Origin of the sequence: Mesorhizobium sp. M5C.F.Ca.ET.164.01.1.1 (assembly GCF_004792125.1) — a bacterium.
In the GTDB taxonomy this organism is placed as follows: domain Bacteria; phylum Pseudomonadota; class Alphaproteobacteria; order Rhizobiales; family Rhizobiaceae; genus Mesorhizobium; species Mesorhizobium wenxiniae.
In genome coordinates this window covers 2,063,437-2,085,991 of sequence record NZ_SRTG01000001.1, presented here as the reverse complement: position 1 = coordinate 2,085,991, position 22,555 = coordinate 2,063,437, and the positions used below count along the sequence as shown (strand labels likewise).

Here is a 22,555-nt window from a genome sequence, read left to right as displayed (position 1 = left end):
CGCCCAAAAGGAGCGACGGCTGCGTCACCCGAATTCCCCCCGGCAGAACGAGAAAGCCTCTAAAGGTAGGGCGATCCCAGCCACAACACTCGGTCGAACAGGCGGACGATGAATGGCCGGGCTCTCAAGGTTTCGATCGTTACAGACGCGGCGGAGGCGATTGCCGATCCGATCCGCGCTTCAATCTCCGCGGCAAAGCCTGCATCAAGAACCTCTACATCAATCTCAAAATTCAGCCGCAGGGACCGGGCATCAAGATTGGAGGATCCTATATAAGCCCAAACTCCATCGACCGACAGCAGCTTCGAATGATCGAACGAGCCCTCCGTGCGCCATACGCGGCAATAGTGCTTGAGGACCTGATCGAATTGCGCCGTCATCGCCCGGTCGACAAGGAAGAGATTGTTCACCGCCGGTACCACAATGTCGATCTCGACGCCTCGCCTGGCCGCGGTCGTCAGTGCGCTGATCAGTTCCCGATCCGGCAGGAAATAGGGCGACATGATGCGGATCGATTTGCGGGCGACGGAAAATGCCCCGATCAGCAAGTTGTGGTTCGTTTCGATGCTGGCATCCGGCCCGGATGCAACCGCCCGCGCCAGCATCGGTTGACCGGGAGCCTCGGGAAGCGTGGCCACTTGCCAGGTGTCGCCTTTCAGGAGCTCGCCGCTCACGAAGCGCCAATCTTCGGCGGCAACCAAAAAGAGGTCGGCCACGACCGGCCCGGTGACCTGAAAATGCGTGTCCCTCGCGCTGGAGGAGCCGGCGAACTCGGCTGAGAATCCCTTTCGGATGTTCATCCCTCCGGTGAACGCAATCGTGCCGTCGACGACCAGGATCTTCCGGTGCGTTCTGAGGTTGGCGTAGGGAAGACGCAGGCCCATGACAATGTTGCCGTTGAAGAGGTCTGCTGTGATTCCTGCCTCTCGCAGACGCCCAAGAATGCTGGGGACGGAGTAACGCGCCCCGACGGCATCGATCAGCACGCGAACGCTGACACCCCGCTGGACGGCTCCGGCGAGAGATTCCACGAAAAGCCGCCCGACATCGTCATTGTCGAAGATGTAGGTCTCGAGAAGGATAGTGCGTTGAGCGCCATCAATCGCTCGGCACATTGCGGCATAGGCCTCGTCACCTGTCTCCAATATCGCAATCGCGTTTCCCGAGGTCAGGGCACGCCGGGCCACCCTGTCGCCCAATGTCTTCAGGCCGGTGAAGCGTTGGCCGTACCGCTCGGCAATCAATTCCTCGGCGGCAATGTTGCGCTCATGTTTTGCGGAAGCCGCCTCGCTTGAAAGGGGCCGCATGGCGCTGATCGTTGCACGACGGATGCGGTTTATGCCGGCAACGGCGTAGATTATCGCGCCAAGGAATGGCGACAGGAACATCACGCCGACCCAACCTGTTGCGGCGCGGACGTCTTCCTTCGTCATTATGGCGTGGACGATGCCGATGGCCGCCATCACCACCGGAATGATCGCGAGGATCTGGGGCCAATGAGTCATTAAGGTCTGCAACATCGCCAGGACTATTCAGCGAGCGGTTGCAGAACGCAATGCAGCTCATTCCCGGCGTTGATACTCAACAGACCCAGAGCGAAGAGCGCTGTCTCGCATATCAGCACCTCTTGACTAAGTTTTGGCCGCAGTCGCCGCTGTGGCGATCACCGCGCCGCAAAAAGCGCCGCTGATCAGCCGCGCACCGAATTGCTGCGGCACCTTGCGGCTGGGCGTCGAATGCAATTGGTCGGTCACATATTCGACCAGCGCTAGCCGAGCGCCGCCGCCCAGCTCACCGCGGCCGGCGCTGTCATGGCGCGAAGGCCGGCCACCACTCCGATCAGGAGTGCGAGAAAATAAATTATGTCGCCGTTCCCCTTCAGACTGGCAATGCTGGCACACTTTGTTCCGGATGTGCGCCGCACAAGTATGCTTCTATGCCTGTCCGCCATGGCTGGAACACGATTTTGACAGCATCAGCCCGGTCCGAGTCCCGGCCAACGAGCCGTTTCGGCCTTCCCTCATGTCGGTTTGTGTCAGGAGCGTGATGACGCCTTCATACCAGACCGTGCGAACGAGCCTTGCAGTGCAGCATGCGGCATCCTAGTTTTGTCGCTCCCGAAGAGAGAGGGCGTCATGGTAAGCATAGCCAATAGATCGTCCGCACACCTCAGGTTCGGCCGCAGGACCTTGCTCCGCTACTCTTTTGTCGCAGGTCTGTTGGCCGCCGGTTTGACCAGAGCGCCCGGGCTGGCCGTCGCTCAGCAGCCTGAACCACCCTTGGTGACGGTCGCTAAGCCCGTCGTGCGCGACATTGTCGAGGACGACGAATTCGTCGGGCGCTTCGAGGCTGTCGACGACGTCTCGGTCCGCTCGCGCGTTGCAGGCTATCTCGACGAGGTTCATTTCCGCGACGGCGCCATGGTCAACAAGGGCGATCTGCTCTTTACGATCGACCGGCGGCCTTATCAGGCCGCCTATGACGCGGCGAAGTCGCAGGTGGATGTGGTGACCAGCCTGCTCGAATTCGCCAAGACGCAACTCGATCGCGCCGAGCAACTGGCGCAGTCAGGCAATCTGGCGGTGTCGACGCTGGACGACCGACGCCGCGAATTCCTCTCCGCGCAGGCCCAGCACCAGGGAGTGGAGGCAGCGTTGCGCACTTCGAGCCTCGACCTGGAGTTCACCGAGATACGGTCGCCTCTGACCGGCCGCATCGGCCGCCGGCTTGTTTCTCCCGGCAACCTTATCCAGCCGGACTCGACGCTGCTCACGACGATCGTGGCGATCGATCCCATCGACTTCTACTTCGACATCGACGAGCGCAGCTATTTCGCCTATGCGCGCGATGCGCGCCAACGCGGCGGCTCGCTGCAGGAAGGCAGCGGTGGTCTCGACGTTTCCGTGCGGCTGGCGGACAACACCGCGAAACCGTTCAAGGGCAAGCTCGACTTTTCGGAGAACCGGCTCGACGAAGGGACCGGCACGATGCGCGTGCGCGCCCGCTTCGACAATACGGACGGCGTGCTGCAGCCCGGCATGTTCGGCCGCATAAATGTGCCCGGTTCGCTGCCCCACCCCGGCATATTGCTGCCCGACGAAGCGATCGGCGCCGATCAGAACCGCCGCATCATCTTCGTCGTCGACGATGCCGGTCTCGTTTCGGCCAAGCCGGTGCGCACTGGCCCCCGGATCGACGGCTACCGCGTCATCCGCGAGGGCATGACTGGCGACGAGACCGTCGTCGTGAACGGCATCGTTCGCGTGCGTCCGGGCGTCACCGTGAAGCCCCAAATGATCACCCTGCCGCCCAAGGCCGAAGGTCAGACCCAATGAGGTTCGCGCATTTTTTCGTAGACCGCCCGATCTTCGCGGCGGTGCTTTCGATCGTGCTGCTGATCGTCGGCGGCATCGCCTACACGCAACTGCCGGTGGCGCAATATCCGGAAATCGCGCCGCCGACCATCGTGGTGCGAGCTTCCTATCCGGGCGCCGATGCCGAGACCGTCGCGGCAACCGTAGCGACGCCGATCGAGCAGGAGATCAATGGCGTCGAGAACATGCTCTATATGTCGTCCTATTCATCGGGCGACGGCGCCATGGCGCTGACCATCACTTTCGAACTCGGCACTGACCTCGACGCCGCGCAGGTGCTGGTGCAGAACCGCGTCGCCATCGCGGAGCCGCGCCTGCCGGAAGAAGTGCGCCGTCTCGGCGTCACCACCGCGAAGAGTTCGCCCGACCTGATGATGGTCGTGCATATGCTGTCGCCGGACGACAGCTACGACCAGCTCTACGTGTCCAACTATGCCCGCACCCGCGTGCGCGACCTCCTGCTGCGGCTCGACGGCGTCGGTGACGTGATCATCTTCGGCGAGCGCGAATATGCGCTGCGCATCTGGCTCGATCCCGAAAAATTGTCAGCCTACGCGATGACGGCCAGCGACGTGGTGGAGGCGTTGCGCGAACAGAACGTGCAGGTCTCGGGCGGCTCGATCGGCGCCCCGCCAGTCTCCGGCAGTTCTGCCTTCCAGTACACGGTTACCACTCAAGGGCGCTTCGACGACGCGCGCGACTTCAGATATGTCATCGTCAAGAACACCGAGGATGGCCGTCTGATCTCACTGGAAGACGTGGCGCGCATCGAACTCGGCGCCAAAGACTATGTCACCAATTCTTACCTCAACGGCAAGCAGGCGGTGGCGCTTGGCATATTCCAGCGGCCGGGCACCAACGCCCTCGCCGCGGCGGAGGAGATCCAGAGCACGATCCGGGACCTTTCAGCCGACTTTCCGAAGGGACTGGCCTACGAGATCGTTTACAACCCGACCGAATTCATCGCCGAATCCATCATCGAGGTCTACAAGACGATCGGCGAGGCGATCCTCCTGGTCGTCCTCGTCATCATCGTCTTCCTGCAATCCTGGCGTATGGCGATCGTGCCCATCGTCGCCATTCCCGTGTCGCTGATCGGCACGCTGGCCGTGCTATACGCCTTCGGCTTTTCTCTCAACATGCTGACGCTGTTCGGCTTGGTGCTGGCCGTCGGTATCGTCGTCGACGACGCCATCGTCGTCGTGGAGAATGTCGAGCGCAACATAGCGGCTGGCATGCGACCCAAGCGAGCAGCGCACCGCACCATGGACGAGGTGGGCACGGCGGTGCTCGCCATCTCGCTGGTGCTGATCTCGGTGTTTGTGCCGACTGCCTTCATTCCGGGCATTTCCGGCCAGTTCTACCTTCAGTTCGCGATCACAATCGCCGTGTCGACGGCGATTTCGGCCTTCAACTCGCTGACGCTGTCGCCGGCGCTGGCGGGCGTGCTGTTCAAGCCGCATCACGACGGCCAGCCGGCAGGCAACGCCTTAGTGCGTTTCGGACGATCGCTGGCTGACGGCTTCAACCGAGGCTTCGACAGAATGGCCAACGGCTATGCCTGGCTGGTGAAGAAGCTCGTCGGCTCTGCGCTCGCGCTGATCGCCATGCTGCTGGTCTTTGCCGCCCTGATCTATGCCACCTATCACATGCTGCAGACCGTGCCGCGCGGCTTCATTCCGACCATGGATCAGGGTTATGCCATCGTCGTGGTGCAACTGCCGGAAGGCGCCTCGCTGAGCCGAACCGACGCGGTGGTGCAGAAAGCGTCGGAGATCATCCGCAACACGCCCGGCGTGGCCAACGCCGTGGCCTTCGCCGGATTCTCGGGCGCCACCTTCACCAATGCCAGCAATGCCGGCGTGATCTTCGCTGCCTTCGACACGTTCGAGCACCGTCTGGAGAATGGCCAGTCGGCCGGCCAGATCATCGGTACGCTGTTCGGAAGCCTGCAAAGCATCGAAGAAGCGTTCATCATCGCGCTGCCGCCTCCGCCAGTGCGCGGCATCGGCAATTCCGGCGGCTTCAAAATGATGCTGCAGGAGCGCAACAGCGCCGACATGCGGCCCGTCCTGGCGCTTGCCCAGGAGATCGCCGGCAAGGCAAATCAAACGCAGGGTCTGGCCGGCGTGTTCACCACCTTCTCTGCCTCCAGCCCACAATTCTTCCTGGAGATCGACCGCGACAAGGCACGCATCCTCAATGTGCCGATCGCCAACATTTTCGACACGCTGTCGATCAATCTCGGCACCGCCTATGTCAACGACTTCAATGCCTTCGGCCGCGTCTATCAGGTGCGGGCGCAGGCCGACCAGGCCTTCCGCCTGGAGCGGGACGACATATTGCAGCTCAAGGTTCGCTCGGCCGCCGGCGCTCTGGTTCCGCTCGGCACGCTGATCGAGATCCGCGACGTGACCGGGCCCTCGCTGGTACAGCGCTACAACATGTATGTGTCGGTGCCGCTGCAGGGCAATGCGGCGCCCGGCGTCTCGACGGGCGACGCGCTCAATGCCATGGCGAAGGTCGCCGACGAGACGCTGCCGCAAGGGACGTCCTTCGAATGGACCGAACTCGCGCTGCAGGAAAGCCAGACCGGCAACACCGCCATCCTCATCTTCGGCCTGTCGGTGCTGTTCGTCTTTCTGGCGCTGGCGGCCCAGTATGAAAGCTGGATCATGCCTTTCGCCATCGTGCTGATCGTGCCTCTCGGCATCCTGGCGGCGCTCATCGGCGTGGCCTTCCGCGGCCTCGACAACAATGTGCTGGTGCAGATCGGCCTCGTCGTCCTTGTCGGCCTAGCGGCCAAAAACGCCATCCTGATCGTCGAGTTCGCCAGGCAGGCACAGGAGCGCGGCGCCAATGCGGTGGAGGCGGCCGTGGAAGCCGCGCGGCTGCGGCTCAGGCCGATCCTGATGACGGCCTTTGCCTTCATTCTGGGCGTCGTGCCGTTGATGATCGCAACCGGCCCCGGCGCCGAGATGCGCCAATCGCTCGGCACGGCCGTGTTCTCGGGCATGCTCGGTGTCACCATCGTTGGCCTGTTCCTGACTCCGGTCTTTTATGTGGCGCTCAGGCGGCTGTTCCCCTATCGAGCGTCCGTCGAGGGCGACCATGCGGACGTGCCGGCGGAATAAGGGTGGACGGGCAAGTGGCGTCAACGTGTTTATTATATTCAATCATTCACAACAGCTCGGACAGACACGGCATCGTGAAGTAGTCAACGGTGTGCGCGTAGGACGTCTGAACTTGACAAGCGCTAAATCGGCATTGTCCCCATGCTGCTCGATGAGCCGCTTCATGAAGACCACTGCAGCGCTCTCCAGCTGTTGCTTGGCGCTGGCGTCTAGCGGGGGCGGTGGATTGGGCCTGGCGGGCACTTGTGAAGTATCCACTGCTGACTGCGTCACCGCGACATTGGTCACTCGCAACTCTGCCTGCCTGGCTTTGGTAGAAGGCAATTTGTTACGCCGAACTATGCCCGCTAGACGCATACGCGATGCCTAGGGAACGGTTTCCAGCCTCGCGGGTTTGAATCGTGGGCGAACGCGTTTGAAGGCGGCATCACCATGCAACATGTCAACGACACCAAAAAGCTGCTTAAGCAGCTCGATGAGAGGGAGCGGCAAAGCCTCATCCGCATCAAAGAAACTCAGGAACTCATCGAGCAGAACCGCCGGCTGACCCGTGGAATCCTTGCGCGCGCGTCCCAACTGGCCGCCGCGCTTGGCAGGACTAACGACCGGACTTGAGAAAGCTCCACATGTGCAGGGTTTCACGGGCAAGGCGTCCAATCCTTGCGGCCGGCGTCGAGTTCATCCCCGAGAACGGGGGCGGTCCTGGCGTGAGGTTGTGGACGGATCACGGTCGACGTCGGAACCGTCAAGCTGGTTAAGAAATACCGCCGGCCGCGAGGCACAACGCCGCTGATCGACGAGCCGATCTGACTGCCCTCTGGACTCTCCGCCGCAACGGACGCATTCTCCCCGCGGGGAGAGAGGGCTTGGACAGATCACGTCAGGACAATCGCTCTGATCAGTGGCGAAAGCGCACTGGCGCCAGGCGCCGTCGCGCACTCCTATTGGCCAGCGTGCCGAAGCGGCTCGTATTCGTCACGGTCGACGCGGCCTTGGCCACCGCGGCGATAGCCTCCCCGATCTCCACCTATCGGACTTGATCGGGCCAACTCCGGCGCCGATCGCGGTGTCGCATCGGTCATCGACGGCGACACGATCGAAGTGCACGGACAGCGCGTCCGCTTCAACGCCGTCGACGCGCCCAAGAGCCGGCAGTATTGCAGCGACGCGAAAGGCTTTGACTATCCGTGCGGGCGCCGTTCGGCCGAAGCGCTGGACGCGTTCCTATCAGCCTTGAGGCCTGTCCGATGCACATTCGTAGATTGGGACCGCTACGGCCGCTTTGTCGGCGACTGCCGGCGCGCTGACGCGCCGGCGTCGCAGCTTGGATGGTCGAGCACGGGCAGGCGCTGGATTGGCCGCGCTACAGCCATGGCGCCTATGCACAGCAGCAGGCGAAGGCAAAAGCGGCGAGAATTGGCCTGTGGGTCGGAACGTTTCAGGCGCCCTGGGAGTGGCGGGCGCAGCATGCCGATAATAAGGGGCCGGCGATCAGCCAATCACTTGGTATTATCAGCCGGCAGGTGGTGCAAAGCTATTCGTGCCAGCCGCGGCGGTACTGCTCGCAGACCGGGTCGTGCGAGGAGGCTCAATGGTATCTGCACAACTGCTCTTGGGGCCGCAAACTGGATCGCGACGGCGACGGGCGAGCGTGCGAGACGCTCTGCTGAAAGTTCTTTTATCTGAGGCGGCGGTGCCGGCGTGAGGCTGAGGAAGATTGGCGTCTAGCGCCGTTATTGCTCCGGCTACCATGCCAAAGTGATTATCTGGGACAACTCGGCGATGTCACCATAGATCATCGAGCCTTTGACGAGAAAACACTTGTCACCGAGGACTTCAAAGAGTGAGCTTGACGCGGTGCAAACCGGCAGGTTCTTCGAATTGGCGTACGTACCGAGCGTCGCGGTTTCGATCTTACGGTCCGCAGCTTCGGCATTGCTGACGCTGATCGCGAGGATAGCGATAGCAAGGTGGCTCGGGCGCAAGTAAGGTCGCGACATGCATCAAATTAGCACCGGCCCTTGATGGGTCTCGTCCATCGATTGGATGAAGCGGCCACCTATATTAGCAATCTCTTGACTAAGACGCCGACCGCCCCAGACTCATGGAATGGCGCGGGGAATTGGGATTGGGGATCTGGTGGCGATTAAACCGTCCGCAGACGGGTCACAGAGGACCGCGTCAGCGTATCAATCCCCTCTTACAACTTCCCGCATTCGATCATCGATCATACTAAGGTGAAGAAGGGGCAACAGAGCGAGCTCACCGGAGAGATCACGCGCATAGATGAAGAAGACGGCAGAGTGACCGTTGATCTGGGACCGCTGGTGACGGTCGACATTGATAAGGTCAGGCTGTTGGGGAAATACCGGCCGCCGAAACGCAAGAAGCCGCTGCGTGACATGGTGGACTAGGCTTGTCGGTCATTGCCCCTTTGCCTTCGCATAGCCTGTCGGTGTCGTGTGTGGCGTGTAGATCACGCCCACGCGCTTGCTGCCGCACTTGGCGCACTTCAGCTTCGGAATGATGTCGTCGGCCACGCCGCCGCGTCCGGGCCGTAGCCGTCGCGGAGCATCGCCAGATCCAGCTTCTGGTTATGGTTGATCGCCCAGTCTGTCCTCAGTTATCTTGGATATCCTCCCAGAAATCCTGCAACGATGCGTGCCGCAAGTCTTCCTCGCCACGCAGATGCTTCACGCGGACGAGCATGTTGTGCCGGGTCGCCTTGCCCAGCGTGTCGATCGGATCATGCGCCATGGAGGATTCGCAGTTTCGTGTGCCGGCTACATCAACCGATTTGCGACTTCTCCCAAATTTCTCGTGAAGCGTTGGGGATAACCGCACTGAGCCCATTTCCGGCGGAATCGGTATCCATTACCGTTCCGTTAACAAATGGATGATTAGATCTTGGTGGGGGATCAACCGCGAAAATGTTGCGAGAACGAGGAGCCCATCAATGGCTGCGATTGCTCTTCCTGGCGATTGGACCGGACAGTACAAAGGATCGGAGCTGAACCTCTCAGGTTTCAAGCTCTCCTTTTCCGACGAGTTCAACACGCTTGATGTCGTGCCGAACAACGGCACCGGCAAGTGGTTCGCGCCGGTACACGCCCCCTATGGGGCCGCCACGTTCATGTCGCCGGTGGGGGCAACGAATCCGTTCTCCGTCTCTGACGGGCAGCTGACCATTACCATGAAGCAGGTGGACGGCGTCTGGCAGTCGGGAACGATGCAAACGGTTAACAGCACCGGCCGGGGTTTCGCGCAAGAGTACGGGTACTTCGAGATGCGCGCGGCCTTTCACGGCGGGGCGGGAGCCTGGCCGGCTTTCTGGATGCTGTCGCCCGATCAGACTGTGCCACGCGTCGAGGTCGACATCGTTGAAGCGTATGGGGGCGATCCCGATGGTCATCACCAGGCGGTGCACTTGAGCAATAAGGAAAGCCACGCTTGGAAAGGCAACTATACTGGCCTCGCCGGTTCGATGTTCGACGGGACGTTTCACACCTACGGCGCGAGGATCACGACGGACTGGATCACCGTGTACTATGACGGCAAGGAGCTGAGCCGCTTTCCAATGAGCGAGTCCTTCCGCACGCCGCTCTATATGCTGGCCTCGCTTGCCATGAATCCCCTTGAAGTCGAGCGGGCGTCCGGCACCTACAAGATGGTCATCGACTACGTGCGCGCCTATGCCGCGCCGGACGTGATGGAGCAGCACCTGACCGGGACGGATGCGGCGGATATCCTGAACGGCGGCAGCTTTGATGACGTTCTGGACGGCGGAGCCGGTGCTGACAAAATGTCCGGCGGTTTGGGCAACGACACCTACCGCGTCGACAACGCATTCGACGTAGTCATCGAGGCTGAGGGCGCCGGCATCGATGTGGTCATCACCTCGATGACTTATTCGCTGTCCGGCCAGCAAATAGAGCAGCTCACACTCACCGGCGTTGCCGACATCGACGCGATGGGTAACGAACTCGACAACACGCTGGTCGGCAACGCTGGCAGCAACCTGCTCGACGGCGGGGTCGGAATCGACAAGATGGAGGGCGGCGCGGGCGACGATACCTACTATGTCGACAATGCGCTCGACCGCGTGGTCGAGGGCGGTGCGGCGGGCAACGATTGGGTGTTCAGCTCGAGCACCTATTCACTGCCATCCTATGTCGAAAATCTGACCCTCATCGGCCTTGGCGCTATCAATGGTCGCGGCAATTCTTCCGACAATGAGCTGACCGGGAACAATGGGAACAACACGCTGGACGGCCTTGCCGGCAACGACACCATAAGGGGCGGGGCGGGTAGCGACCGGTTGGCGGGCTATGATGGCACCGACCTTCTCGATGGCGGGACCGGGGCCGACCTGATGAATGGCGGTGCCGGCAACGACACCTATTATGTGGACAATGTACTGGACAACGTCATCGACGAAGCGGGCCTCGACCAGATTTTCAGCTTGGTCACGTACTCACTGGCGGTCGATCGCAGGCTGGTAGAAAATCTGCGTCTGACCGGAAACGCCAACGTCGGAGCCACGGGAAATTCCCTCGACAACGTGCTCGACGGCAACGACAGCGACAACAAACTGGACGGCGGCCGAGGCAATGATACCGTGCTTGGGCACGGTGGCAACGATGCACTAACGGGCGGCCTTGGCATTGACCGGCTTACTGGCGGAGCCGGCAACGATTCCTTCGTTTTCAGCGCGCCGCTCTCAGTGGCCAACCGCGACATCATCACGGATTTCAACCATACGGCCGATACATTCAGGCTCCAGAATTCGGTAATGCAGGGGCTTGGAGCCACCGGAGCCCTCGAGCCAAGGTACTTCTTCGCTGGGACTAGCGCGCACGACGCCGACGACCACATCGTCTATGACAAGGTTACGGGTGCGTTGTTTTACGATTCCAACGGAAACGTCGCAGGCGGCGTGACACAGCTCGCGACGCTGACGAACAGGCCGACGCTGCTGGCCGACGATTTTTTCGTGATCTGATCCGGCGCCTACAGGGGCGCGCGCACCGCTGTAATCTCTAGTTTGCGATCGCTTTGTTCGAAAAACCGGTGACCTCTTTTTCGAGCGATGCTCTAATTAGTTCTACTTAGTCATAAACTGTGTTGGATGTCTTTGGCAGCAGGGACGTCGTGTGATGTTATCCTACAACGTCGCTCGACTTGTTCCTCGATGTTGAGGCAATCGACGAGAACGGGGTCGAGCGGGCGAAGAAACGACTTTCGGAGGCGCTCCTGGCCTTAACCATGCGAAGCAAGCCCGCCGCTTTTTAACGTCTGATTCTGGAAATGCGCGAAAACGTACCGAATTGGGTGCGGTGCTGGGGCGCAACACAGCGATAGGCAGGAACTTCCGAGCGGGAAGAACCGACCGACCAACCAATTGAAACAGGGCGTGACCGCACTTGCGGCGATCTCGCGAGGAAGAGAAACGCGGCACCGGAAGGGTCCTCATGTGGGCGCCGTGATCGCCGCTTTGCTTTTTGTTGCGCTAAAGGCCGTGTTCGTCCTCGGGCCGTTCTGGTCTTAGCCACCCTGGTCGAATGAAGCCCGCGCCCCCACGGGGGTAAGGACAGCATCGCGAAACGGATGTGGAGAGAACGCCACATGCAGCAACCGAACAACCCGCCGCACATCGTGCCGGTGCGGAGGCGCGCAGGAGCGCGGCCCTACTGATGCCGCGCGAGCCGGTGCATGGGTGCGTTTGCTTCGGCCAAACTAGCCAGCGCTTGCTCGACTTTTTGAGCCGAGGCGTCAGTGCGCTTGATGTGCCGGATCATTTGCTGCCTCAGCCGCGCGAGCCTTTCGGCGCGATATACATCGCCGTATCTCGCAGTTTCAAGGTGGAGGGTCGCGAGCCTCATGGGCGACGATTCCGATTATCTAGCAGTAGAATTCGCGAATCCGCCTTTCGTTCCGATGTCCGACCTTACCCTCGCAAAGGCTGGCCTGACGGCCGCGACGAAACAGCCGCATCCCTGCCAAAAGTGAGATCGTCCGCTGATGCTGCTCAGTCGACCGCGGGTCCAACCAGACGGTAGCGGAAGTGATTGCGGATCTGTTCGTTGAAGAAGCGGCCCTTGGCGAAGGCGGCTCGGAACTCGGCGAAGGTCTCCGGCGGCACGTCCTCAAACTGGTAGCATTTACCGCTGGCCACGAACCACACCGAGAGGACTTTGCGCTCCGGATCGTATTCCGTTTTTTGTATCGAGGTGGACGGCATGACGTGACTACTCCGATCAGGGAGAGAGTCCATCTGAAGTTGCCTGCGCCCCACGGAGGGAAGGACGCGGGCTGATCGGGAGGGACACCGATCTCGCAGCATTGGTTCATAGGAGAAGATGCTGCAGGAGCCGAACCCCCTCCCGGAGCTGGTGTTCCGTACGGACGTCAAAAAAAGCCCGCCGCACCTTTCGGCACGGCGGGCGATCAGTCGTTCACCAGGCACAGGGTGGGCGGGGGCGGGTGTGCCCGATCGTAGGAACCTTACGCACGCCGGCTGCGTCGCGTCTACCAACCGGCGGTTGGAGGGATCGAGCGCTAGTTAGAGGAGCGTAGCAACCCCTCCTCCTCGGCAGCAGCCTCGAAGGCCTTCCTAACGTCGTCGGGCGTGCGCTCGCCTTCAATGAGAGCCATGCAGACCTCGACGGCCTCCTTCCACTTAAGTCCCCGCTTCGTCCACTTCATGAGTTCCGCAGTCGCACCCTCGGTGCAGACGTAGGTGAGCCCAGGTTGTCGGTTTGGACCGGAGGGTGAAACCAATGGATAGCACCTCCTACTCGGGCGAGAGATACATCTCCGCCTCCTTAGCGGCAGCCACGAAAGCCTTTCGTATCACATGAGGGTCAATCGGATCGCCCTCCAGTGCTGACAGGCAGAGGGTCCACGCCTTGTACCAGCGAGGTCCTCTCCGGGTCCACCTCTTGAGCTGCTCAAGGGCTGCCCTCGTATTGTTGCAGCCATGCCTGACACCGTCCGTTTCAGTCTTCACGAACACCGGAGGGACGAACCAAAGACTTGCCATGATACCTCCTACTCAGGCGAGAGATACACGCTCGCCTCCTTGGCCGCCGCCTCAAAGGCTTCACGGATCTCTTGGGGGACACTCTGCCCTCGAACGCGTCAACGCATGATTGGACCGCTTTCGTCCACTTCGGCCCCTTTGTGTCCCACACCATCAGTTCCTCGGCGGCTCCCTCGACGTGGCTGCCCCCATGGCGAATGCCCGAACGGTTCGCTTTCAAGTAGACCGGGGGAGAACCAGAGGAGACTCATGAGGGTAAATTGGGGGATGCTCACATGTTTGGTAGAGGCGGGATCACAGCGGCGGTTCGGTCGATCTCTCCGACCGGCCTCATTTCCGGTCATGGCCAAGTCGGCCTACGCCGAGCCTGGAACATTAGCAGCCACTAACTGTTATCGGGGAACCAGTGGGTCAACCCCTGCCCCGCCCAGCCCACTGCAGATCGGGAGCAGCCGGTCGGCCGCGCTCTCAGGAGCGCGGGTCCTTCCTCCGCCTCATTGGCCGCTCCCGATGGCGGGCGCCGTGCTGCTAGGCTTTGGGACTCACCGGGAAACCGGGGAGGTGGTCATGAGAGTTATTACCGCTCTAGCATGTGTCGCCTTGATTGCAGGTTGCGCAACGGCGGGCCCCCCAGGGCCCCAAGGGCCTGTCGGTCCACAAGGTCTGCCCGGCAAGCAGGGACCTAAAGGTGCAATGGGAGCTGCGGGTCCATCGGGGAAGGACGGCGTCAGCGGTTGGGAAATCACCCAGTATGCAAGTGCGAATGATACTAGCCCAGACAAATCCGCACAGGCTTGGTGTCCCAAGCCAAAAGTCGTCATAGGTGGCGGTGCCAGCGCGTCAAATTCAAATGCTCTGATTTCTAGGAGCTTGCCGGTTACTTCCCCAGCTCCAGGGTGGGTAGCACAAGCGCATGTAGCCGCTACGCCCCCAACAGCTTGGACGCTGACCGCATACGCCATTTGCGCGCTTGTCAAATAGTCGGCGCTTGGCCGGGCCGGTGAACTTTGCGTTGTCGCGCCTCCTGCAGCGATGCGTTCATTATTCTCTCTTGCGATTCACATGCCGGAGCGCCTCTTCGAGTCCCCTTGCAAGCTTACTGACTTCGTCATTGGCCCAGAAGTGCATGAAGAATAGCCGCGGCTCCTCGTTGTGTAGGGCAGTGATTTCGATGTCGTGCGAGCGCAAGGCGCGCACCACAGGATTTACCTCGCTTGCCGTGAGCACGAAGTCGCCCTTCCGGGCCAGCACTGAAATCCAGTGTTAACGTTGTTGGCGGGTGAGAGGATGCGGCCCGCAGCTTGAGAGTGTAGGGTACAGCTCGCTGCCAGGCACGGAGGCGGAAATGAAATTGCTTCGGATTGCGCTCTTGTGCACGGGCACGATCAGCGTAGCAATGCCGGCCGTTCGCGCTGAGGATCAGCTTGTTCCGCCTAACCACGTAGAAGCGCCACAGCCGGCAGTTCATTGCGAGGGCCAAAACTGCCTACCACCAGCCGATCACCCTGTCGAGGAATGCAAGGGGCAAAATTGCTCGCCGGCTCCGCCGGTTGACCCAGGCCCGCAGATTGAACAGGTCGACTGAACAGCATCAGCCGAACACCCGACTACGAAGGGTAATCGCGGATCCGTGGAGAAGGTTGGATTCCGGTTCCACTCCCTCTAAAGCAGCATTCGTCTGCTTGCGCTTTCGCGCGATCTGCCGGCGAGGCGGACGCGATTGAAAAGCCCGCGCCTCCGGCAGAGGACGCGGGCTGTGATCGGCGGGAGGATCCGATCTGGCAGCATTTTGTCTGCGGCTGCAGAAGCCGAACTTTCGTCGCTGGCCTGTGTTCCACGCGGAAAACAAAAAACCGCCGCACAAGGATCGGTGAAATAGGTGGCGTTGCTGCTCGGCAAGACGCAGCAATCTTGCTAAGATCGGCAGTGGGAGGAGACGGACGTGCAATCGCTGCCGATAGCCCATCCAAGCGTAGCCAAGGCGACTGCCGGCGTATCGCTTCCTCTCGCCTATTCCACCGCGACGCTCTGCTGGCTCCTGTCCGCCGGCGTCTACATCGCAGCCAAGTGGGTTGCCCCCGAAATGCCGCCTTGGGCGCTCTGCTTCTGGCGGCTGGCGCTCGCCTGCGCGATCCTGCTGCCTATCGTCCATCGTCATCACGGGGCGATGCTCATGCTGATCCAGTCCCGGACGATCGAGGTGCTGGCCATCGGCGCGATCGGGCTGACCCTCTGTCAGGGCATGATCTACACGGGCCTCAGTTACACCGACGCGACGACCGCCGGCATCATCATGGCGCTGTCGCCGATCATGACCATGGTGCTTGCCCGCTACGTGCTCGGCGAGCCCCTCGGCGTCTGGAAGGCTCTTGGCGCGCTGCTCGCTTTGGTCGGGATGGTGGTGATCGTAGCGCGCGGCGACCTTACCGCGCTGATGCGGCTCCAGTTCAATCCCGGCGAGTTGTGGATCGTCGGCAGCGCGTTTTGCTGGGGCCTCTACACCGTGCTGCTGCGTCGCTCCAAATTCGCCATCGAGCTTCTGCCGATGGTGGTCCTGCTGCTAGGAGCCGGCGCGCTGGCCGCACTGCCCCTTTATCTCTGGGAGCTGTTTTCCGGCGAACGTTCGGCGCTGCATGCGAGCGGCCTTCTGGCACTCGCCTATGTCGCTGGTCCGGGCGGCGCTCTGATGTATTACCTCTACAACCGCAGCGTCGAGACGCTTGGTGCCGGGCGCGCCAGCATGCTGCTCTATCTGCAGACTGTCTTCGTCGCCGTGCTCGCTTATCTTTTCCTTGGGGAAAGCTTGCACGACTACGACCTCGCCGGCGCTGCCTTTATCGTCGCCGGCCTGCTGCTCGCCACCGCGATCAAGCCGAGGCAGCGCACGGTGCATGTCGCGTAAGGAACATCCGCACAGCCGAACCGAAGACGGCGCTAGCGATTAAGAGCCGAGGCGCACATCACGCCAGATAACGTTCGACGGTTTCGCTTGGATCGGCGGTCCGTCTGCGGCATGCATCCGGGCTGGCGGGCAGCTCTCGTCGCTTCGCTCGTGCTGGCAGGGCTTTCCGCCGCGCTCGCCGTGCTCGTTGCCCTGCCGCTCGCCTGGTTTCTCTGGCGGCACGTGGTGCCGTGGGCGAATATCTTCCGCCTGCTCGGCGTGGCGCCTTTCATCCTGCCGCCTGTTATCACCGCGCTCGGCCTGTTGACCTTCTGGGCGATGGCCGGCTCCTACGGCGCGCCATGGACGGCAGTCATCAGCCACGCGATCTTCTTTGTGACGCTGCCCCTGGTTACGCTGTCGCTCGGCTTCTCCACTATCGACCGATCTCTGGTGGAAGCGGCCTCGATCATGGGCGCCGACAGCCGGACAGTGCTTCGAACGGTCCAGCTGCCGCTGATCTTGGAGCGCCGTTCTGGCATCTGTTCGAGCGCCAGATGCAGCCGCGTCGGCTTTTAGATCTAAGATGCGCAGGTCCATCCGGGGCGTATTGTCGCTCAGGCAATCAGGATCGCGACCGTTTAGGTCCTCACCTTCTGAGATACAGCCATAGGGTCGTCGGCGCCAGGACCGCGGTCAGCGCCACCGGCGTGATCAGGGCGAGGACGACCTGACTGAGTGTCGCCCCGCCACCCATCAGCCCGCGCAGCGCCGTCGTCATCAGCGACACCGGGTTGACTTCGACGAAGGCCCGCAGCCAGTTCGGCATGGTGCCGGGGTCAACCATGATGTTGGAGGCGAAGACGAGAGGGAACAGGAAAGTAAAGCCGAGCGTCATCACCGTGGTTGGCGTGCGGATCAGCAGGCCGAGCACGATGAATACCCAGCCCATGCCGAACCCGATGGCAATCAGCATGGCGAAGGCGGCAAGCACGCCGGGGATGCCTGCCTCAGGCCGGTAGCCTAGGATCAGCCCGATGGTGAGAATGATCGAGGCGGCAATCAAATGGCGCAGGATGTCGCCCACCATCAGGCCGGCGAACGGAGACAGCGACCAGATCGGCAGCGATCGGAAGCGGTCAAATAAGCCCTTGCCGAGATCGGTCGACAATCCCATGCCCGAATAGACTGCGTTGAACACCACGGTCTGAACCAGGATGCGGGGTAGGAAGAACTGCAGGTATTCCCCAGGCGAACCGGCAAGCGCACCGCCGAAGACGAAGGTGAAGAGCAGCGTGAACATGATCGGAGTCATCACCAGATCGAAGAGCTGCTCTGGCACATGCTTGAATTTCAGCACAGCGCGCCATCCGAAGACGAGCGCGTTGGAAACGGCTGATGGGGTTCTAGGTCGGGCGACGCTTTGCAGCCGCTGCAGGGATGTCGTGTCGATCATGGCTTGTCGCCTTCCTTGCGGCTTTCACCCACGCCCGGCTGGCCCGTCAGCGCGAAGAAGACCTCCTCGAGGCTGGGTTGGCCCATGGAGAAATCCGACAGCTCGATGCCGGCGGCGACCAGATCGGCCAGCGCCTCGTTGGCGGTCTTCGCTGTGCCGGCAAGGACGGAGAGCTCCGCGCCTTCGGCACTGCGTTGGACAGGATGTTCCAGCCGGCGTTCGAGAATGGTCGCCGCTTGGTCCAGCCGTGCCACATCGGCGAGCGCGACATGGAGAAAGCCGGAGCCGGTGGCCGCCTTCAGTTCGCGGCTGGTACCTTCGGCGATCTTCCTGCCGTGGTCGATGACGGCGATGCGCGCTGCAAGTTGATCGGCCTCTTCGAGATATTGGGTGGTGAGCAGGATGGTGACGCCGGCCTCGGCGAGGCCGCGGATCATGCCCCAGACATCCTTGCGGGCGTTCGGGTCGAGGCCTGTAGTCGGCTCGTCGAGGAACAGCACGCCCGGCGTGACGACCAGCGAGGCGGCTATGTCGAGCCGCCTTCGCATGCCACCTGAATAGTCCCTCACCTGCTTCGTCGCCGCTTCGGACAAGCCGAAAGCCGCGAGCAAATCGTCCGCACGGGCTTTCGCGGCGCGACGGCGAAAACCCCAGAGTCGGGCGAGCAGGACGAGGTTCTCCCGGCCCGTCAAGTCCTCGTCGAGCGAAGCGAACTGCCCGGTCATCGCGATTGCCGCACGGACCTCATGCGGGGCCTGCACGAGATCGTGCCCCATCACGGTCGCGGAGCCGGCGTCGGGGCGCGACAGCGTCGCGAGCATCCGCATCAGCGTTGTCTTGCCGGCGCCGTTCGGGCCCAGGATGGCGAAAATCATGCCGCGCGGCACATCGAGATTGATACCATCGACCGCGCGCAGTTTGCCGAATGTCTTGACCAGGCCGCGGGCGGAAATGGCTGACTGGGCAAGGCCCATAGAAGGCACACCCATAGGAGAAGTATCGTTCATGCAATCATCACGCTAGAGGTTCCGACCATCCGCCTGGCCGCCGAGGCTGAAGAGCCGGTCAGATCATATGTCGGACAGGTATCTACTCATTTCGGTTTTCACTCGATCACGGCGCAGGCCTGACGATTTCCGGCATCACCTGCAGGCTGGCTTTTGTAGTCGTCCTGTCCGCCGTGGATCATCAATACCTTGCCTCGTATGGCCGTATCTCCACCATCCAGCTTGACCACGCTGTTGAAAGCCTGGGCACGCAAAACGCCGTCGGGGCCGACCCGCTGATTTGGCATATCGCCCGCGTGCGGGCCTTTCCCGGTGAGGTATCCATGTTCGGCATTCGTCGGATTGAAATGCCCACCGGCCGAGGCATGGCCGGTCTGATGGTCGCACTTTCCGGTTTCGTGAACATGGAATGCAACCCATTCACCCGCCGGCAGTCCTGTTATCTCCAACGCTATCAGCACGCCGTGCGCCGTCTCGGTCAGCGTGGCCGTTCCGTTCTTCTCGCCAGCCATGTTGACGAATTCGGCTTTCGCGGTCGCGGTGTCCTGAGCCGCTGCAGGCATCGCGACCGCCAGCGCCAACCCTGCTGTTGCAACCAATTTTTTCATTACTCGTCCTCCGGTTGTCCAAGGAAGCCAAACATCAAGGGGGTCTCTTCGTTCCATTTGGGAATTGAGTTTTTGTCTCCGGCACGGCCGCCAGGGAAGCGACGCCGACAACTTTTTCGATGTGCCTCAGTTTACACCCATTCGAAGAGTTGCGCGGTTTGCCAGCCAGCCAGCAGTATGATGAGGATACCAACGAGCCTGAGTAGCGTCTTTTCTGCGATTGACTTCACTACCCATCCGGCCATCGGCGCTGCGACTACGCCGCCAAGGATCAAGCCGGCGACAGAGAGTAGATTTTCCGTTAGCTCTCCTGCCTCCTCCCAGTGGCCGGTTAGCACCGCAAACAAGAAGGTCAGAGACACCGAGAGCGTGATGAGGAACTCGCTGGCATTTACCGTACCAATAACGTAGCGGGGCGTCCCGCCAAAACCGAGAAGGCCCGTTGTTACGATGGGTCCCCATCCGCCACCCCCTGCCGCATCGAGAAATCCACCACCAAGTCCAAGGGGAGGTACCGCGCTTGCAGGGACCGGATTGCTTGGGATACGCCGGAAGGAACGGAACAGGAGCCAAGCTCCGACGAGCGCAAGGTATGTGGTCACATATGGCTTCATGATCGCTCCCTCAAACGAGGTGAGCACAAAAGCGCCGAGAACGCCGCCGAGAACGCCAAACGGCATCAGCCGCCAGAAAAGCTTCCAGTCGATGTTGCGGTGATAGAGGTGAGCCGAACCCGAGGCCGCTGTGGTAAACAGCTCAGCCGCGTGAACTGAAGCCGAAGCGTGTGCAGGAGACACGCCAAACCCCAGCAGTGTTGTCGAGCAAACCACGCCGTAGGCCATGCCGAGAGCCCCGTCCACGGCTTGAGCTACAAACCCTACGAGCGCAAAAAGAATGAACTCTTGCATTTGGCTCTCCAACAAAGCGCGGGTCGCAATTGCCGAAAAGACAATTCACCAAACGCCTGGCATCGACAATGGAGACGACGAACGGGAAATTGTCCACTCGATCGACGCCTTTCCTGTACCTTCAGTCATTCAGCCTCTCAGGATATCGAGCGCGACCTCTCGAGTTGGTTGTTCGGGTAGCCGCACCTCCTCTGACCTGAGGTTTCACGGGTCGGGCGCGGACTTGCAGCTCCGCCCCATATCTGTTTAATTGCCGCCATCCACAGGGGTGCTCCGTATCGTCGGGGCTGAGAGATGGGCTGCAAGCCCGTAAACCCTAGAGCTGATCTGGATAATACCAGCGGAGCGAGGCGGGCGATGTTTTCTGACGTACAGATTTCTCTTTATCCGACGACCGGCGATTTCGGCGGTGTCGTCATCTCCGCGACGCTCGATGCGCTCGACCTTTGTCGCAATCGGTTGCGCATAGGCACAGGCGATATTTCGACGCTGCCGGTCGGCCGGCTCCAGGGCCATGTCACGATCGAGCTTACGGTTTCGGCCAACAGCCCGGCCCCGCGCTGATCTTTTCGCGCCAGGCAGGTCTCGCATGTCCCAATCTTTCTCCGCCGCGCCGCGAATCGCAGCCTTGTTCGCCAAGATCGGACCGGCCCTGCTATCGGTCGGCACGCTGGTTTTGGCTTGGGAGCTCTATGCGCGCATCTCGGGCATCTCACCCACGACGCTGCCCGCTCCGTCACGAGTCCTCGCCCAGGCCATCCACCAGCGTCAGGCGCTGTTCGAGAACACCGTGCCGACGATCAGCGCCACATTGGTGGGCTTCGCCTGCTCGCTGGCCGTTGCCTTCCTTCTTTCGGTGCTGATCGATTTCTTCAAGCCGCTGCGCCGCGCCCTATTCCCGGTCTTCATCATCAGCCAGACCCTGCCGCTGGTGGCGATCGCCCCGCTGATCGTTCTCTGGTTCGGCTTCGGGCTGACGCCGAAGATCATGCTGGTCGCCCTCGTGACTTTCTTTCCCATGCTGGTCGCGCTGGTGCAGGGTTATGAATCGACGGATCGGGACATCTCGGCGCTTCTGAGTTCGATGGGCGCTTCCCGCATGCGCATTTTCCTGCTGGCCCGCCTGCCCTCCTCGCTGCCATATTTCTTCGCCGGGCTGCGCATCTCGATCACCTATGCCGTGGTGGGCGCCATCTTCGCGGAATATGCCGGCGCGGCCAAAGGGCTCGGCATCTACATGCTCAACGCCAAGAACAATTTCCGGCCCGATCTCGTGCTCGCAGCCGTGCTGATCAGCGCCTTGCTCACGCTGGCCCTGTTTGCCGCCACGGTGCTGATCCAGCGCGCCGCCATGCCATGGGAGCGGCTCGATGCCGCACGAAAGTCATGAGCAGGCGGCTGGAGCTGCGCCAGGTCAGCAAGCGTTTTGGCGGCATTGACGTGCTTGCCGGCATCACCCTGCATGTCGAGCCGGGCGAATTCGTTTCAATCCTCGGCCCCTCCGGAGCCGGCAAATCCACGATCTTCAAATTGCTGACGGGTGGTCTCGAAGGCCACGGCGGCGGCGTCGACTTCGACGGGCGGCCATTGGCCGACGCGCGCCGACCGTTTGCCTTCATGCCACAACACGGTGCCCTGATGCCTTGGCGCACGGTTATCGACAACACCGCGCTGGGCTTGGAAATGCAAGGCATGTCCCGCAAGGCGGCGGGCGACAAGGTGGCGCCGCTCTTCGGCGAATTCGGCCTTGCGGGCTTCGAGCAAAAGTATCCGGCGCAGCTCTCGGGCGGAATGCGCCAGCGCGCCGCGCTGTTGCGTACCGTCGTGCAGGACCGCGCCATGCTGTTGCTCGACGAACCGTTCGGCGCACTCGACGCCCTCACGCGCACCGGCATGCAGCGCTGGCTTCAGATGATGTGGGACCGACACCGCTGGACCGTCTTGCTGATCACCCACGACGTGCGCGAGGCAGTCTTCCTGTCCGACCGCATCTATGTGCTGAGCGGCCGCCCCGCCCGCGTGCTGCGCGAAATCGCCATACCTCTTCCGCGCCCGCGCACGGATCTTGCCTCGCCGGAAGCCAGCGCCATCGAAGCCGACATCCTCGATACCCTGCTCGATCCACAGCCCGCCCAAAGGACTTGA

18 protein-coding genes, 3 pseudogenes and 1 riboswitch are annotated in these 22,555 nt (G+C 61.6%); of the genes and pseudogenes, 10 read left to right on the top strand and 11 right to left on the bottom strand.

What is annotated here, in order from left to right; translation table 11 throughout:
* Positions 1-59: 59 nt before the first annotated feature.
* Together EN807_RS10270 and EN807_RS36425 are read right to left on the bottom strand one after the other, a co-directional pair.
* Positions 60-1,520, bottom strand: a complete 1,461-nt coding sequence (locus tag EN807_RS10270) for a phospholipase D-like domain-containing protein (RefSeq protein WP_135934832.1) — start codon at positions 1,518-1,520, stop codon at positions 60-62.
* A 129-nt stretch (positions 1,521-1,649) separates the two neighbouring features.
* A pseudogene (locus EN807_RS36425) lies at positions 1,650-1,864 on the bottom strand (DUF4126 domain-containing protein); the annotation flags it as partial.
* 367 nt (positions 1,865-2,231) lie between these two features.
* On the opposite strand from EN807_RS36425, the gene EN807_RS10260 reads away from it, so the two are divergent.
* From EN807_RS10260 to EN807_RS36415, 4 genes are all read left to right on the top strand, one after another.
* Positions 2,232-3,335 (top strand): efflux RND transporter periplasmic adaptor subunit, encoded by a 1,104-nt coding sequence (locus EN807_RS10260; RefSeq protein WP_348640235.1) that lies wholly within the window; start codon positions 2,232-2,234, stop codon positions 3,333-3,335.
* Entirely contained in the window at positions 3,332-6,508 is a 3,177-nt protein-coding gene (locus tag EN807_RS10255; protein WP_135934830.1) for a multidrug efflux RND transporter permease subunit, read from the top strand. Before EN807_RS10260 ends, EN807_RS10255 begins: the two co-directional genes overlap by 4 nt.
* Before the next feature lie 432 nt (positions 6,509-6,940).
* Entirely contained in the window at positions 6,941-7,123 is a 183-nt protein-coding gene (locus EN807_RS10250; protein ID WP_065008684.1) for a hypothetical protein, read from the top strand.
* Positions 7,124-7,836: 713 nt separating this feature from the next.
* Positions 7,837-8,178, top strand: a complete 342-nt coding sequence (locus tag EN807_RS36415; RefSeq protein WP_065008685.1) for an excalibur calcium-binding domain-containing protein — start codon at positions 7,837-7,839, stop codon at positions 8,176-8,178.
* A 75-nt stretch (positions 8,179-8,253) separates the two neighbouring features.
* Here EN807_RS36415 and EN807_RS10240 read toward each other — a convergent pair whose 3' ends face one another.
* Together EN807_RS10240 and EN807_RS35475 are read right to left on the bottom strand one after the other, a co-directional pair.
* A complete protein-coding gene (locus EN807_RS10240; RefSeq protein WP_246684048.1) occupies positions 8,254-8,493 on the bottom strand; it encodes a hypothetical protein in 240 nt (79 codons plus the stop codon).
* 634 nt (positions 8,494-9,127) lie between these two features.
* Positions 9,128-9,265: a hypothetical protein gene (locus EN807_RS35475; protein WP_189522383.1), complete on the bottom strand. Its 138-nt coding sequence runs from the start codon at positions 9,263-9,265 to the stop codon at positions 9,128-9,130.
* A 199-nt stretch (positions 9,266-9,464) separates the two neighbouring features.
* On the opposite strand from EN807_RS35475, the gene EN807_RS10230 reads away from it, so the two are divergent.
* On the top strand, positions 9,465-11,510 hold the full coding sequence (locus EN807_RS10230; RefSeq protein WP_189522382.1) for a family 16 glycosylhydrolase: 2,046 nt from the start codon (positions 9,465-9,467) through the stop codon (positions 11,508-11,510).
* 1,026 nt (positions 11,511-12,536) lie between these two features.
* On the opposite strand, the gene EN807_RS10220 is transcribed toward EN807_RS10230, so the two are convergent.
* The 3 genes and pseudogenes from EN807_RS10220 to EN807_RS10200 form a co-directional block, all read right to left on the bottom strand.
* The gene (locus tag EN807_RS10220; RefSeq protein WP_135934827.1) at positions 12,537-12,749 is read right to left on the bottom strand and encodes a KTSC domain-containing protein; all 213 of its coding nucleotides are present in this window, start codon (positions 12,747-12,749) and stop codon (positions 12,537-12,539) included.
* Positions 12,750-13,066: 317 nt separating this feature from the next.
* The gene (locus tag EN807_RS10215; RefSeq protein ID WP_135934826.1) at positions 13,067-13,213 is read right to left on the bottom strand and encodes a DUF982 domain-containing protein; all 147 of its coding nucleotides are present in this window, start codon (positions 13,211-13,213) and stop codon (positions 13,067-13,069) included.
* Positions 13,214-14,591: 1,378 nt separating this feature from the next.
* Positions 14,592-14,786, bottom strand: a pseudogene (locus EN807_RS10200) (DUF1259 domain-containing protein); the annotation flags it as partial.
* Between the two features lie 706 nt (positions 14,787-15,492).
* Between EN807_RS10200 and EN807_RS10195 the strand changes: the two are divergent.
* Together EN807_RS10195 and EN807_RS10190 are read left to right on the top strand one after the other, a co-directional pair.
* The gene (locus EN807_RS10195; protein ID WP_135934825.1) at positions 15,493-16,452 is read left to right on the top strand and encodes a DMT family transporter; all 960 of its coding nucleotides are present in this window, start codon (positions 15,493-15,495) and stop codon (positions 16,450-16,452) included.
* A gap of 111 nt (positions 16,453-16,563) precedes the next feature.
* Positions 16,564-16,956 (top strand): annotated as a pseudogene (locus tag EN807_RS10190) (ABC transporter permease); the annotation flags it as partial.
* A 124-nt stretch (positions 16,957-17,080) separates the two neighbouring features.
* Here the strand turns inward: EN807_RS10190 and EN807_RS10185 are convergent.
* From EN807_RS10185 to EN807_RS10170, 4 genes are all read right to left on the bottom strand, one after another.
* Positions 17,081-17,887, bottom strand: a complete 807-nt coding sequence (locus EN807_RS10185; RefSeq protein WP_135934824.1) for an ABC transporter permease — start codon at positions 17,885-17,887, stop codon at positions 17,081-17,083.
* Positions 17,884-18,894 carry an ATP-binding cassette domain-containing protein gene (locus EN807_RS10180; RefSeq protein ID WP_135934823.1) on the bottom strand — a complete coding sequence of 337 codons (1,011 nt, stop codon included), beginning with the start codon at positions 18,892-18,894 and terminating at the stop codon, positions 17,884-17,886. Before EN807_RS10180 ends, EN807_RS10185 begins: the two co-directional genes overlap by 4 nt.
* A gap of 98 nt (positions 18,895-18,992) precedes the next feature.
* Entirely contained in the window at positions 18,993-19,502 is a 510-nt protein-coding gene (locus tag EN807_RS10175; protein ID WP_135934822.1) for a superoxide dismutase family protein, read from the bottom strand.
* Positions 19,503-19,633: 131 nt separating this feature from the next.
* The gene (locus EN807_RS10170) at positions 19,634-20,410 is read right to left on the bottom strand and encodes a sulfite exporter TauE/SafE family protein (RefSeq protein ID WP_135934821.1); all 777 of its coding nucleotides are present in this window, start codon (positions 20,408-20,410) and stop codon (positions 19,634-19,636) included.
* Between the two features lie 254 nt (positions 20,411-20,664).
* Positions 20,665-20,777, top strand: a riboswitch (TPP riboswitch).
* On the opposite strand from EN807_RS10170, the gene EN807_RS10165 reads away from it, so the two are divergent.
* The 3 genes from EN807_RS10165 to EN807_RS10155 all read left to right on the top strand — a co-directional run bounded on the left by EN807_RS10165 (position 20,768) and on the right by EN807_RS10155 (position 22,555).
* Positions 20,768-20,974, top strand: a complete 207-nt coding sequence (locus tag EN807_RS10165) for a hypothetical protein (RefSeq protein ID WP_127317220.1) — start codon at positions 20,768-20,770, stop codon at positions 20,972-20,974. It overlaps the preceding riboswitch by 10 nt.
* Before the next feature lie 25 nt (positions 20,975-20,999).
* On the top strand, positions 21,000-21,800 hold the full coding sequence (locus EN807_RS10160) for an ABC transporter permease (protein WP_164783901.1): 801 nt from the start codon (positions 21,000-21,002) through the stop codon (positions 21,798-21,800).
* A complete protein-coding gene (locus EN807_RS10155; RefSeq protein ID WP_135934820.1) occupies positions 21,797-22,555 on the top strand; it encodes an ABC transporter ATP-binding protein in 759 nt (252 codons plus the stop codon). Before EN807_RS10160 ends, EN807_RS10155 begins: the two co-directional genes overlap by 4 nt.